The following is a 13,744-nucleotide window of genomic DNA, read 5'->3' as shown; positions in this document are numbered from 1 at the left end:
GCCGTGACCAAGACCATCCTCGACGTCCACATCCTCCAGACGGTGCCGCCGAGCAACATCAACCGTGACGACACCGGTTCGCCGAAGACCGGCATCTACGGTGGCGTGCGCCGGGCGCGCGTCTCCAGCCAGGCGTGGAAGCGCGCGACGCGCGAGGCGTTCGCCGACCTGCTGGACCCCGCGGACCTGGGGGTGCGGACGAAGAAGGTCGCGGACACGCTGGCCGCCCGCATCCTCGCCCACGAGCCGGCCATCGACCCCGCCGCCGCGCTCGCCCTGGCCGCGGAGACCCTGCGCACCGCCACGGGCTCGAAGATTGAGCCGCCGAAGCGCAAGGCGAAGGAGGGGGAGCCCGAGCCGGCTCCGGAATCGGCGTACCTGATGTTCCTCAGTGCCCGCCAGCTCGACGCGCTCGCCGAACTGGCCGTGGCCGGCAGCGGCGGAAAGGGCGAACTCGCGGCGCTGAAGGACCACTTCAAGGACAAGGACAACAAGGCCCTTGCCCGGCGTCTCGTGGACACCCGCCATTCCGTGGACATCGCGCTCTTCGGCCGTATGGTCGCCGACGCCCCCGACCTGAACGTCGAGGCGGCGACGCAGGTCGCGCACGCCCTCAGCGTCCACGCCGTCGACAACGAATCCGACTACTACACCGCCGTGGACGACCGGAACACGGACGCCGACTCGGGCGCCGGGATGATCGGCGTGGTCGACTTCAACTCGGCGACGCTGTACCGGTACGCGGCGCTCGACGTGGACCGGCTGCACGCCAACCTCGGCGTCGGCCTGCGGGAGGACGAGCATCCCGTGGCGCCCACCCGTCGTGCCGTCCAGGCGTTCCTGGAAGGCTTCATCACCTCGCTGCCGACCGGCAAGATCAACACCTTCGGCCACCACACCCTCCCGAGCGCCGTCGTCGTCACGCTCCGGACGAAACGGCCCATCAGCTACGTCGCGGCTTTCGAGCGGGCCGTCGTCCCGCCCCGCCGCGAGGAGGGCTTCGTCGAGGAGGCGTGCCGAAGGCTCGCCGAGCACGTTCCGGAGCTGGAGAAGGCGTACGGCGTGGCTGAGGAGGAGGGCACGTGGATCGTGCGGGTGGGGAAGGAGACCGAGCCGCTCGCCGTCCTGGGAGACGGCATCAGCATCCCCGAACTCGTCGAAGCGGTCGGTGAGTCGGTGGCGACCCGGCTCATGGAGGGCGCGACGGTTCCGGGCGCGCGGGAGGCGCGGGCGTGAGCGTGCTCCTGCTGCGGCTGGCCGGTCCGTTGCAGGCCTGGGGGTCCGCGGGACGCTTCGTGCGCCGCACCACCGAGAACGCCCCCACCAAGAGCGGTGTCCTCGGTCTGCTGGCCGCTGCGCAAGGGCGTGAGCGCACCGCGGATCTCGATGACCTGGCCGCACTGCGCTTCGGCGTACGCATCGACCAACCGGGCACGCATATCAGGGATTTCCACAAAGCCCGGCACCTCGTCACCGACAAGACGATGCCGCTCTCGGACCGCTTCTACCTCGCGGACGCCGTCTTCGTCGCAGGCGTGGAGGGCGCGGCCGAGCTGATCCACCGGCTGTACGAGGCGGTGCGCGAGCCGGTCTGGCTGCCGTATCTTGGCCGTCGAGCCTGCCCGCCGTCGGCGCCGCTCGACCTCGGGGTGCGCGACGACGTACCTCTCGGCGAGGCGTTGCGGCAGGCGCCGTGGCAGGCGTCGCCCTGGTACCGGGAGCGCATCGGTACGCCGGAGGAGCTGACGGTGCTGGTCGACTGCCCCCCCGGGGACACGCCTGACCTCAGCTTCCGGGACGTGCCGTTCGCCTTCGACCCGCGTCACCGGCGGTACGGCCTGCGCGGCGTGGTGTCCGGAGCGGTGCCGCTGCCGTCGCCTGAGGGAAGCGCGCCGACCGCCGCCGCACCTGGCCCGCGCCGTCCGCAGCCGTCCGACCACGACCCGACCTCGGCCCTGGGAGTCGTGTGATGTACCTGACCCGCTTCCGCCTCAACACCGCACGGCGCGACTGCCGTGCGCTGCTCGGCTCGCCCCACCGCATGCACGCCGCCGTCGCCCGTTCCTTCCCCGAACTGTCCGCGCGGGACGGCGCCGGGCCGCGGGTGCTCTGGCGCGTCGACCGGAACTCGGCCGCAGAGGTGCTGCTCTTCCTCGTAAGCCCCAAGCGCCCCGACCTCACCCACCTCGTGGAGCAGGCCGGCTGGCCTGCGGCGACGGACACGCCGGGCTGGCAGACGTACGACTACCAGGCTTTCCTGGACCGGCTCACCCTCGGCAGCACCTGGGCCTTCCGCCTCACCGCCAATCCCGTGCACTCCATCCGGCGCACACCCGACGAGCCGACCAAGCGCACCGCCCACATCACCCAGCGCCACCAGCGGTCATGGCTGCTCGGGCGCCAGGACGCGGCGGGCTTCGGCGTCGTCGAGAAGCCGACGGCGTCCCGGCTGCTGGAGTACGGCGACGAGCTTCAACTCTTCGTAAGGGACAAGCGCGACCTGAGGTTCGCGAAGGCGTCCGAGGGCCGGACCGTCTCGCTGACCTCGGTGACGTACGACGGCCTGCTGACGGTCACGGACCCCGACGCGCTGCGTCGCACCCTCACCCAAGGGCTCGGCAAGGCCAAGGCGTACGGCTGCGGCCTGATGACGCTGGCACCCGTCCAGTGAGCACGGTCGGCAAGCGAGGCGCCGCGACGCCCCGTGAACTCACCCGCATCGGCGACCGGTCGTCCTTCATCTACCTGGAACGCTGCGTCGTCCATCGCGACGACAACGCCATCACCGCATCTGACGCGGACGGCGTGACCCACATTCCCTCCGCCACGATCGGCACGCTGCTGCTCGGGCCGGGCACCCGGATCACCCACCAGGCCATGAGCGTCCTCGGCGAATGCGGCGCGGGGGTGTCCTGGGTGGGCGAGCACGGCGTGCGCTTCTACGCGGGAGGACGCGCGCTCACCCGCTCCTCGGGACTCGTCGAGGCCCAGGCGACGGCGTGGGCCAACCCGCGGCGGCGGCTCGACGTCGCGAGAGCGATGTACCGGTTGCGCTTCCCCGACGAGGACCCTGCCGGGAAGACCCGGCAGGAACTGCTCGGCATGGAGGGGAAGCGTCTCCGGGACTGCTACCGGGCGGAGTCCGCCCGTACCGGCGTCCCGTGGCGCCGTCGCGAATACCACCGTGACGACTTCGCCGCCGGCGACCCGCCCAACCAGGGTGTGACAGCAGCCGCCCAGTGCATGTACGGCGTCGTGCACGCGGTGGTCGTCGCCCTCGGCTGCGCGCCGGGGCTCGGCTTCGTCCACTCCGGCCACGAGCGCTCCTTCGTCCTCGACGTCGCCGACCTCTACAAGACCTCGGTGGCCATCCCCGCGGCCTTCGACGCCGCGGCGGAAGGCTCCGAGGACGTCGCCTCCCGGACCCGCCGCGCTCTGCGCGACCGGATCCACCGCGAGCGGTTGCTCGACCGCTGCGTCCAGGACATCAAGGACCTGCTCGGCTACGACGCCGCCCGCGAAGACGCCGACCGCGTCACCCTCCAGTCCGACCACGGAACCGTGGTCGAATCCGGCCGCAACCACGCGAGCGGCGGCGACATCATCTGGTGAGGGGCCCTGCCCGTGACCGTCCTCGTCCTGACCAACTGCCCCGCCGGCCTGCGCGGCTTCCTCACCCGCTGGCTCCAGGAGATCTCGCCCGGCGTCTTCGTCGGCACGCCCTCCGCGCGTCTGCGTGACGTCATCTGGTCCGAGGTCCGCGAGTACGCGGGCCAAGGCCGCGCACTCCTTGTCCACAACGCCGCTGGCGAGCAGGGCTACACCTTCACGACTCACGACCACGCCTGGCACCCCATCGACCACGAGGGCCTGACCCTCATCCACCGCCCCCCACCCCGGCACCCGCCGCACACCTCCCCCCGCTCAGGACTCCCCGCCGGCCGGTCAGCGGGAGGGCTGGAGCAAGGTCGCGAAGCGACGGCGCTTCGGGAAGGGGTGAGGGCGGGGTGGGGCGGCCGGGGGCCGCGGCGTGGTGTTAGGTGAAATGCCCGAATCGGTGAAGCTAAGTAAAATCGCGCCTGCTGGGCGCTGACTCCGCAGGTCGCGAACTGTGCTCCCCGCACCCGCGGGGCTGTTCCCACCCACAGGGGGGACGATGAGCCTCAAAGAGAGTGCTCCCCGCACCCGCGGGGCTGTTCCCCTAGCGAGAGGTCCGACGTGGACGACACTACAGTGCTCCCCGCACCCGCGGGGCTGTTCCCCCAGACCTCGGTGTTCCCGAAGACGGGGTGGCGTGCTCCCCGCACCCGCGGGGCTGTTCCCCGTGTCCGATTCTCGGCGTGCGCGGTGGGTAGGTGCTCCCCGCACCCGCGGGGCTGTTCCCTTCACGCCGATGGACCGAGACGAGGTCATCGGGTGCTCCCCGCACCCGCGGGGCTGTTCCCGCCGCGATGGACAAGGCCAGCGTCAAGGCTGGGTGCTCCCCGCACCCGCGGGGCTGTTCCCGCCGCCGTACGCCGTCGTCACCGAGGCCCAGTGTGCTCCCCGCACCCGCGGGGCTGTTCCCCCGGGCGGCCCCGGCCACGGCGCGGTGAAGACGTGCTCCCCGCACCCGCGGGGCTGTTCCCTCCGCCAGCAGGGCGGGTGCTCCACCGCGGATGTGCTCCCCGCACCCGCGGGGCTGTTCCCGCCGCGATGGACAAGGCCAGCGTCAAGGCTGGGTGCTCCCCGCACCCGCGGGGCTGTTCCCAGCATGTTCGACCCTAAGAGCGACGGCACGATGTGCTCCCCGCACCCGCGGGGCTGTTCCCCGGCGGACCTCGTCGAGCGTGTAGACGCCCGGGTGCTCCCCGCACCCGCGGGGCTGTTCCCGGGTCCGCGGGTGGGACCTGGTGCTGGACCTGGTGCTCCCCGCACCCGCGGGGCTGTTCCCGCCCGGACTCGAACGGGCCGAGCAGCACGTCGGTGCTCCCCGCACCCGCGGGGCTGTTCCCTGGGTGCCGGTGGGCATCGACGGGGCGATCCTGTGCTCCCCGCACCTGCGGGGCTGTTCCCTCGCTGTCGGGCGACCAGGCGGAAGTCACCGTGTGCTCCCCGCACCTGCGGGGCTGTTCCCGGCGAGCGCGGCGGCAAGGGCATCGAGGACGGGTGCTCCCCGCACCCGCGGGGCTGTTCCCCCGTCCACCCCCGCCCCTCGCCCGCCGGAGGGGTGCTCCCCGCACCCGCGGGGCTGTTCCCGGCACTTGGTGTCGTCGATGGTGTGCCGGTTCGTGCTCCCCGCACCCGCGGGGCTGTTCCCTGCGGGATCGGCACGCCGCTGGCGGGCGCCCCGTGCTCCCCGCACCCGCGGGGCTGTTCCCAGCCCGCAGACGAGCAGATGCCCGACGTGCCCGTGCTCCCCGCACCCGCGGGGCTGTTCCCGGGGTGGACGTCACCGAGGTTTGGTTCGGGCGGTGCTCCCCGCACCCGCGGGGCTGTTCCCCGTGCGGGCCAGATCAGGCCGTACAGGATGATGTGCTCCCCGCACCCGCGGGGCTGTTCCCCGATATCCCGTCCTTGGGGGCGGCTGATGAGGGTGCTCCCCGCACCCGCGGGGCTGTTCCCGTCACCCTCCTCCACCCCGCCAGCGATGGGACGTGCTCCCCGCACCCGCGGGGCTGTTCCCCAGGCGAACTTGGCCCGGCTTCAGCAGGCTGGGTGCTCCCCGCACCCGCGGGGGCTGTTCCCAGGAACAGCGGTACGCCGAACATGCGGGCGATGTGCTCCCCGCACCCGCGGGGCTGTTCCCCGGGCGCGGGGCGCACACAGCAGACCGCCGTGCGCTCTGCGCATCCGCCGTGTGGTCAACCTGTGGCCCAGGCAGAGTCCCTGGCGGCCCGTCGGCGGTCGTAGCGCCTGCTCACAGGCCCAGCGCGCCCACGCGCAGCAGCGGGCTTGAAAACCGTCGTGGCAGCGATGTCACCGTGGGTTCAAATCCCACAGCCTCCGCACAGCTAGCGGTACGAGCAGGCCAGAGCGGGTGCCCCGGAGTCCGGGGTGCCCGCTCTGTGTGCGTGTGAGCGCGCCGTGTCGGGGTTGGCGCGGTTTCGGCGGGCTGTGCCGTCGGCGGTTGGCTGGGTGCTGGTCGTCCGGTCTGTACGCCAGTCCCGCGCCGGGGGTCCTGTTGCCTTGGGGCACGTCTCACCAGGGCGACTACTTCCGGTGGGCGACCGCGGGGCCGAGCTCGGGGCGCGCTCCTGAGCGGTGCGGGGGTGGCGGGCGGTGTCACTGGGGTGTGTTGAGCCAGGCGCCGATCGTGGGGAGTGTCTCGGGGCCGTAGTCGCCGGTCACGTCGGCGGCGAGGTCGGCGACGGATATGCCGCGTAGCGCCGTGCGCCATGCCGCGTCCGCGGTCGACATCGCGCGGGTGATGGCGCAGGGGCGGGTGCAGGCCTCGGGGGGTGCGGCGAGGGGGCCGCGTCGGCGGATCTCGGTGCAGGTGAAGGCGGGCTGTGCGCCGTCCACGGCGGTGACGACGTCCAGCACGGTGATCTGCGCGGGCGGCCGGGTCAGCGCGTAGCCGCCCGCCTTGCCCTGTACGGATTGCACGAGGCCGGCCCGGGAGAGGGCCTGGAGCTGCTTGGCCAGGTAGCTGGGGGAGACGTCGTGCAGCTCGGCCAGCCGTGCGGCCGGGACCGGCTCGCTCGCGGTCGTCAGGACGACGCAGCAGTGCAGCGCCCACTCGACACCGCCGGAGATCTTCACGTCGGTTTCTTTCTTTTCGTGGAGAGACCCGCTGCCCTCGTTGACTCGGACAAAGGCTATCCGACTATCATCTCGGACAACGATTGTCCGAGTTGGCGCGTGGAGCACGCGAGAGGTGGCAGCCATGAAGTTCACCGTCATCGGTGGTACGGGTCTGATCGGGTCGCAGGTGGTCGCCGGGCTGCGGGAGGCGGGGCACGAGGCCGTGGCCGCGGCGCCGTCCACCGGTGTCGACGTCATCACCGGCGACGGCCTCGACAAGGCCCTGGAGGGCGCCGGGACGGTGGTCAGCCTGCTGAACTCGCCGACCTTCGACGACAAGTCCCTCGAATTCTTCCGCGCATCGTCGGACAACCTGCTCGCGGCGGGCGAGCGGGCCGGAGTGGGGCACCAGGTGGTGCTGTCGATCGTGGGCGTCGACCAGGTGCCGGGGCTCGACTACTACCGGGCCAAGGTGTTGCAGGAGGAGCTGCTGCGGCAGGGGCCGACGCCGTACTCGATCGTGCGGGCCACGCAGTTCTTCGAGTTCGTGGACGCGGTGCTGTCGTGGACCTCGGACGAGCGGACGGTGCGGCTGCCCGCTACGCCGGTCCGGCCGATCGCGGCCGCGGACGTCGTGGCCGCCGTCCTGGAGGTCGCGACGGGGGCACCGCTGGACGGCATCCGGAACGTCGCGGGGCCGGACGTCTTCACGCTCGACGACCTCGGCCGGCTCACGCTGGAGCTGAAGGGCGACGGCCGCGAGGTCGTCACCGACGACACGGCGGGGATGTTCGCGGCGGTCGACGGCGACGTCCTGACCGGCGGCGCGGACGTCCGGCTCGCCCCCACGCACTACCGCGACTGGCTTCAGAACCAGCTCTGACCTGCGATTTCGACGGACGCGGGGGAGGCGTGCGCGGCGGGCGCCCCGCGGCGGGCCGGTGACCCGAAAAAACGCATCAGGGGTGTTTGCGGACGGATCGTCACGCTTGGGAGGGAAAAGGAGTACGCGGGCGCATCGGGCGGAGCGTGGTGGGCAATCTGATCTTGGCGACGCCGCCGGAGGGGCGGGAGGAGCGGTCGGCCGGCCGTTCCGCCGCAGACAGCAGGTCCGACTTCGGAATTCTGTTTCCTGGGAGGGAACACCATGGCAAGCATCCGTACCGTCCGTGTCCTGGCCGCGGTGGCGGCACTGCCCGTCGCGGCGGTGCTGTTCGCGGCCGGCACCGCCGCGGCGGACGACGGCGCTTTCGCAGGTGGTCAGTCGGCCGCGACGGTCGTGAGCAACTCCGGGGGGAACGTCGTCGGGGACAACTTCGGCAACGTGACGACGACCCAGCAGGTGGCCACCGGCCCCGGTGCCTCGAACCGGAACAACCAGGCGAGCGTGGCCGGTTCCCCGTTCACCACCGTCGACCAGAACACCGTGGACGTGCACTTCTCGCCGCTCTGGTTCGGGTGACCCTCTGATCGACCCGTCCCCGGTGTGCGAGCTGCTCGCCGGCCGGCTGAGTCGGGTCCGGGCGCGCGACGGTCTCCCCGTGCCGTCGCGCGCCCATTAGGGCGTGGCCGTCGAGGCGGGTGTCCACAGGCTGTGGACGGCGGCGCCGGGAGGGAACGGTGAGGCCCGAGGGGGAGGAGGGTGTGAGGGGGGGGTGGGGGCGGAATCCGCCGCAGACGGGTGTGCGGCGGCGTGTCTGCGTGTGCCGCGGGCCTTCCCCGCGTTGACTCGCTGAAATGAGCGACAGAAGTGGTTTCATCCGTTATGTACGCCACCTCCTGGTCGGCACCCTGACGATGACCGGCCTGCTTCTCCCCGCGATGAGCGCCGCCGCCGCGTCGGACGCCTCAGGGGCGAACCGCGGCGACACCGCGCCCCGGCTCTTCCAGGGGCGCGGCTTCGACACATGCCAGGCGCCCGATCTGGAGACGATGCGCGCCTGGCGCGCCTCCTCCGACTACCGCGCGGTCGGGATCTACTTCGGCGGGCGCGCCCGCGCCTGCAAGAGCCAGCTCCACCTCACGACCGACTGGGTGCGGCAGACCACGGCGGACGGCTGGAGCCTGCTGCCCATCTACGTCGGCTCGCAGAGCCCGTGCGTCAACGGTTCCAACAAGAACCCCTACCGGATCGACCCGCTCAGCGCCTCGGCGCAGGGCGGCACGGAGGGCGAGGACGCGGTCGCCGCGGCCAAGGCGCTGGGCCTGGGCAAGGGCAGCCCGCTCTACCTCGACATGGAGGCGTACGACACGCAGGACGCGGACTGCGCCGCCGCGACCCTCACCTTCGTGCGCGGCTGGGACCGCGCGGTCCAGGCCGCGGGCTACCTCGCCGGTTTCTACAGCAGCGCCGACTCGGGCATCCGGCACATCGAGACGGCCCGCCGGGCGGGCGTCGGCGACCTGCCCGACGTCGTCTGGTACGCCCGCTGGGGCGTGGACGCGACGCTCACCGACGAGCCCGTCCTCGCCGCCGACGCGTGGGCGTCGCACGCCCGGATCCACCAGTACACCGGCAGCGTGACCGAGACCCACGGCGGCAAGACGCTCACCGTCGACCGCGACCTGATCGACGCGCCGGTCGCGATCGTCGGCTGAGCGGGCTTCGGCCGGTGCCGACAGCGCGGACCTGCGTGGACCTGCGCTGACCTGCGCGGAACCTGCCGGGACCTGCGCGGCTCGGGCGGCGGGGCGGCGGCTCCGGGAGGCCCCGCGCGGGCGCCGCGGATCCGGGCCGGTGGAGCGGGGTCCCGTACGACTGAGGGTGTATCCCGAGTCCGACCCTGAGGCCCGGCTCCCCCCTCGGGGGGTGGGGCAATCCCCCGGCCTACGACCTGAGGGTGATCTCCTTTCGGCACCTGCGGCCGATCCGCGCGGGCCACCCCGGCGCCTAGCGTGGAGCCATGACCACGCCCGTGTGCACCCGCGCCGGCACAACGCAGTTCACGGCCTACGTCCGGACCAAGGGCCCGACGCTGCTGCGCACCGCGCGCTCCCTGACCCCCAACCCTGCCGACGCGGAGGATCTGCTCCAGACGGCACTGACCAAGACCTACCTGGCCTGGGACCGGATCGACGACCACCGGGCCCTCGACGGCTACGTGCGGCGCACGCTGGTCAACACGCGGACCTCGCAGTGGCGCAAGCGCAAGGTCGACGAGTTCAGCACGGACGAGCTGCCCGAGCCCCCGACGACGGCCACGCCCGACCTCACCGAGCAGCAGGCCCAGCGGGACGCGCTGCTGCGCGCGATATCCCGCCTCCCTCCGCGCCAGCGCGCCATGGTGGTGCTCCGCTACTACGAGGACATGAGCGAGGCCCAGACGGCCGAGGCGATGGGCGTCTCCGTCGGCACGGTCAAGAGCGCCGTCTCCCGCGCCCTCGGCAAGCTCCGGGACGATCCGGAACTGGAGCTCTGCGTGGCCTGAGGCCGCCGCGCCCTCAAGTCACGGCCGCCGTGGCCCCCGCAGGGGGTAGTGACATACCACCCGGTATGCCAGCACAATCGGGACACCCTCGCCGATCCCGTGAGCCCGCCGGAGGCCCGTTGTGCTGAGCACCATGCAGGACGTACCGCTGACCGTGACCCGCATCCTCGTGCACGGGACGCTGGTGCACGGCCGGTCGCGGGTCACGACATGGACGGGTGAGGGCGAACCGCAGCGCAGGACCTTCCGGGAGGTCGGGACGCGGGCGGTGCAGCTCGCGAACGGCCTGCGGGACGGTCTCGGCGTGGTGGAGGGCGACCGGGTCGCGACCCTCATGTGGAACAACTGCGAGCATATGGAGGCATATCTGGCGATTCCCTCCATGGGTGCGGTGCTCCACACGCTCAACCTGCGGCTGCCCGCCGACCAGCTCACCTGGATCGTCAACCACGCCGCCGACCGGGTGCTGCTGGTCAACGGTTCGCTGCTGCCGCTGCTCGCCCCGCTGCTGCCGCGCCTGGAGCCGCTGGAGCACATCGTGGTCGTCGGGCCCGGCGACCGTACGCTGCTCGACGGCTGCCGCCCGGCCGTGCACGACTACGAGGAGCTGCTCGCCGACCGCCCGACCCGCTACGACTGGCCCGAGCTGGACGAACGCACCGCCGCCGCCATGTGCTACACCTCCGGCACCACGGGCGACCCCAAGGGCGTCGTCTACTCGCACCGCTCCGTCTACCTGCACTCCATGCAGGTCGGCAGCGCGGAGTCGATGGGGCTGACCGACCACGACACGAGCCTGCCGGTCGTGCCGATGTTCCACGTGAACGCCTGGGGGCTGCCGCACGCGGCCTTCATGAGCGGGGTCAACCTGCTCATGCCGGACCGCTTCCTGCAGCCCGCGCCGCTGGCCGAGATGATCGAGAGCGAGCGGCCCACGCACGCCGCCGCCGTGCCCACCATCTGGCAGGGCCTGCTCGCCGAGCTGACGGCCAAGCCGCGGGACGTCAGCTCGCTCAGCCGGGTGACCATCGGCGGCTCGGCCTGCCCGCCCTCGCTCATGAAGGCCTTCGACGAGCAGCTGGGCGTACGGCTCTGCCACGCCTGGGGCATGACGGAGACGTCGCCGCTCGGCACCGTCGCGCTGCCGCCGGGCGGCCTGGACAGCGAGGCGGACGAGTGGGCGTACCGCATCACGCAGGGGCGCTTCCCGGCCTCCGTCGAGCCGCGGCTCATCGGCCCGGACGGCTCCGTGATGCCGTGGGACGGCGAGTCGGCCGGTGAGCTGGAGGTGCGCGGGCCCTGGATCGCGGGGGCGTACTACGGGGGCGCGGGCGCGGAGCCGCTGCGGCCCGAGGACAAGTTCAGCCCCGACGGGTGGCTGCGCACGGGGGACGTCGGCGTCATCTCGCCGGACGGCTTCCTCACCCTCACCGACCGGGCCAAGGACGTCATCAAGTCGGGCGGCGAGTGGATCTCGTCGGTCGAGCTGGAGAACGTGCTGATGGCCCACCCGGACGTGGCCGAGGCCGCCGTCGTGGCCGTGCCCGACGAGCGCTGGGGGGAGCGCCCGCTCGCCACGGTGGTGCTGGTCGAGGGCTCGGGCATCGGCTACCAGGAGCTGCGGGACTTCCTCGCCGAGCGGATCGCGCACTGGCAGGTCCCCGAGCGCTGGGCGGTCGTCCCGGCCGTGCCGAAGACCAGCGTCGGGAAATTCGACAAGAAGGTGATCCGCAAGTCCTACGCGGACGGCGAGCTGGACGTCACACAGCTCTGAGGTCCTTCTCCGGGCGTCCCCGGGCGGGGGCGGCGCCGGACCGCCGCCCGCCCGGGACCGTCCACGTAACTCACCGGGGACGGGGCGGAGTTCTTCCGGCACCGCAGCCAACTGGGCTGTCCCGCACACCATCACGCGCGACGTGCCGCCCGAATCGCCGGGCTCGCAGAGGCGTTGACATGGCCGGGACCCCAACCGGCGCCGATACGAAGTGAGTTCGTCAATCTGCCTGCCAGCGGGGCAAATTGTGCTCAGGGAGACGGCAACACCCCGCACAGCGCGGTCAGTGCGGCCGTGAAGGAGTGGTCCGGCGGGGCCGCGTACCCGACGACCAGGCCATCCGGCGGGATGTCCGCACCGGTGGCCGACTCCCCTGTCCTCGGCGGCACATCGGGATGTAGGTAGTCCCCGAGCGCGCCCAGCGCCACGCCCTGGAAGGCGGCCGCCCGAGCCACCGCCGCCTCCATGCCCGGCGGGAGGCGCAGCACGGCGTGCAGGCCCGCCGCGATTCCGGTCACACGGATGTGCGGGGCCTTCTCCGCGAGCACGGCGGCGAGTTGGTCGCGGCGGCGTCGGTAGCGCTGCCGCATGCCGCGCAGATGCCGGTCGTAGCCGCCCGACTCGATGAAGGCAGCGAGCGTCAACTGGTCCAGGGCGCTGGCCCATTGCTCCCGTTCGCCCTTCGCCGCGACCACGTCCGGCACCAGGTGCGCGGGCAGCGCCATCCAGCCCAGCCGCAGCGCGGGCGTGAGGCTCTTGCTCGCCGAGCCCAGGTAGACGACCCGTTCGGGGTCCAGGCCCTGCACCGCCCCCACCGGCTGCCGGTCGTAACGGAATTCGCCGTCGTAGTCGTCCTCCAGCACCAGCCCGTCCGCCGCCCGTGCCCAGCCCACCGCCGCCGCCCGGCGGTCCGGATGCAGGGCCCCGCCGGTCGGGAACTGGTGCGCGGGCGTGAGGAGTACGGCCCCCGCGCCCGACGCCGTGAGCCCCGCCGGGTCGGCACCGTGGGCGTCCACCGGGAGCGGCGTGGTCCGCAGGCCCGCGCCCGTGAGCAGGCGGCGGTGGAAGGTCAGCCCGTACGCCTCGACCGCGAGCGGCGCCGACCGCAGCTGCGGCAGCGACGCGAGCAGCCGCAGCGCGCCCGCCGTGCCCGAGCACACCACGATGCGCTCGGGCGACGTGCGTACGCCCCGGGCCCGCGCGAGGTAGTCCGCGAGGGCGCGCCGCAGCTCGACACGGCCGCGCGGATCGCCGGGCCCGAAGGCGTCGTTGGGCGCGTCGGCGAGCGCCCGCCGGGTCGCCGCGAGCCATGCGGTGCGCGGGAAGGACGCGGTGTACGGGATGCCCTCGCGCAGGTCGTGCACGGGGCGGGAGCCGGGCGGCGGCGCGGTGGGCGAGGGAGGCGGACCGCTCGGTGCGATGGGCGGCGCGGCCCGGTCGGCGACCCGCGTGCCCGAGCCCTGGCGGGCGGACAGCCAGCCCTCGGCGACGAGTTCGGCGTACGCGTCCGCGACCGTGTTGCGGGACATGCCGAGGTCGGCGGCCAGCGAGCGGTACGGCGGCAGCCGGGTGCCCGGCGGGAGGCGCCCACCGCGTACGGCCTCCCGCAGCGCCGCCGTCAGCGCGGCCCGCTTGCCGCCGGTCCGGCCACCGCCGGATGCGGACAGCTCCAGGTGCAGGTCGCGCCCGAGGCCGCCGGCCGCCTCCGCCCAGCCGGACCCGTCACCGTCACCGGCGCCCGTATCCGTACCCGCGTCCCCGCCGTCCGGCAGCGAATTGACCCGCGAATCCGTCATGGAATTGCACTCTACGGCAG

The 13,744-nt window shown here is 72.9% G+C and carries 11 protein-coding genes, 1 pseudogene and 1 CRISPR repeat array; of the genes and pseudogenes, 10 read left to right on the top strand and 2 right to left on the bottom strand.

Annotated features, from left to right (window positions below; all coding sequences use genetic code 11):
- The first annotated feature begins 3 nt into the window (after positions 1–3).
- From cas7e to cas2e, 5 genes and pseudogenes are all read left to right on the top strand, one after another.
- Positions 4–1,236 (top strand): type I-E CRISPR-associated protein Cas7/Cse4/CasC, encoded by a 1,233-nt coding sequence (cas7e, locus tag ACWERV_RS11080; RefSeq protein WP_452931428.1) that lies wholly within the window; start codon positions 4–6, stop codon positions 1,234–1,236.
- Positions 1,233–1,970, top strand: coding sequence for a type I-E CRISPR-associated protein Cas5/CasD (gene cas5e, locus ACWERV_RS11075; RefSeq protein WP_452931425.1), 738 nt, complete (start codon positions 1,233–1,235; stop codon positions 1,968–1,970). Before cas7e ends, cas5e begins: the two co-directional genes overlap by 4 nt.
- Positions 1,970–2,671, top strand: coding sequence for a type I-E CRISPR-associated protein Cas6/Cse3/CasE (gene cas6e / locus ACWERV_RS11070; protein WP_452931422.1), 702 nt, complete (start codon positions 1,970–1,972; stop codon positions 2,669–2,671). The genes cas5e and cas6e overlap by 1 nt, the downstream gene beginning before the upstream one ends.
- On the top strand, positions 2,668–3,612 hold the full coding sequence (cas1e, locus tag ACWERV_RS11065; protein WP_452931419.1) for a type I-E CRISPR-associated endonuclease Cas1e: 945 nt from the start codon (positions 2,668–2,670) through the stop codon (positions 3,610–3,612). The genes cas6e and cas1e overlap by 4 nt, the downstream gene beginning before the upstream one ends.
- Before the next feature lie 12 nt (positions 3,613–3,624).
- A pseudogene (cas2e, locus tag ACWERV_RS11060) lies at positions 3,625–4,000 on the top strand (type I-E CRISPR-associated endoribonuclease Cas2e).
- 111 nt (positions 4,001–4,111) lie between these two features.
- A CRISPR array of direct repeats spans positions 4,112–5,788; the repeat unit is 29 nt; unit sequence GTGCTCCCCGCACCCGCGGGGCTGTTCCC.
- A gap of 476 nt (positions 5,789–6,264) precedes the next feature.
- Here the strand turns inward: cas2e and ACWERV_RS11055 are convergent.
- Positions 6,265–6,744, bottom strand: a complete 480-nt coding sequence (locus ACWERV_RS11055; RefSeq protein WP_452931416.1) for an RrF2 family transcriptional regulator — start codon at positions 6,742–6,744, stop codon at positions 6,265–6,267.
- A gap of 124 nt (positions 6,745–6,868) precedes the next feature.
- On the opposite strand from ACWERV_RS11055, the gene ACWERV_RS11050 reads away from it, so the two are divergent.
- From ACWERV_RS11050 to ACWERV_RS11030, 5 genes are all read left to right on the top strand, one after another.
- Positions 6,869–7,609: an SDR family oxidoreductase gene (locus tag ACWERV_RS11050; RefSeq protein ID WP_452931413.1), complete on the top strand. Its 741-nt coding sequence runs from the start codon at positions 6,869–6,871 to the stop codon at positions 7,607–7,609.
- 264 nt (positions 7,610–7,873) lie between these two features.
- Positions 7,874–8,188 (top strand): hypothetical protein, encoded by a 315-nt coding sequence (locus ACWERV_RS11045; protein WP_452931412.1) that lies wholly within the window; start codon positions 7,874–7,876, stop codon positions 8,186–8,188.
- Between the two features lie 359 nt (positions 8,189–8,547).
- Positions 8,548–9,324: a DUF1906 domain-containing protein gene (locus tag ACWERV_RS11040; protein WP_452931573.1), complete on the top strand. Its 777-nt coding sequence runs from the start codon at positions 8,548–8,550 to the stop codon at positions 9,322–9,324.
- 305 nt (positions 9,325–9,629) lie between these two features.
- Complete coding sequence (locus ACWERV_RS11035; RefSeq protein WP_452931410.1) at positions 9,630–10,154, top strand: SigE family RNA polymerase sigma factor; 525 nt, start codon at positions 9,630–9,632, stop codon at positions 10,152–10,154.
- A 121-nt stretch (positions 10,155–10,275) separates the two neighbouring features.
- Complete coding sequence (locus tag ACWERV_RS11030; RefSeq protein WP_452931407.1) at positions 10,276–11,928, top strand: long-chain fatty acid--CoA ligase; 1,653 nt, start codon at positions 10,276–10,278, stop codon at positions 11,926–11,928.
- Between the two features lie 251 nt (positions 11,929–12,179).
- Here the strand turns inward: ACWERV_RS11030 and pdxR are convergent, their stop codons facing one another.
- On the bottom strand, positions 12,180–13,724 hold the full coding sequence (pdxR, locus tag ACWERV_RS11025) for a MocR-like pyridoxine biosynthesis transcription factor PdxR (RefSeq protein ID WP_452931404.1): 1,545 nt from the start codon (positions 13,722–13,724) through the stop codon (positions 12,180–12,182).
- Positions 13,725–13,744 lie beyond the last annotated feature (20 nt).

The organism is Streptomyces sp. NPDC004031, assembly GCF_053604375.1.
The sequence above is the reverse complement of the archived record's forward strand: the minus strand, read 5'-3'. Positions and strand labels throughout refer to the sequence as shown.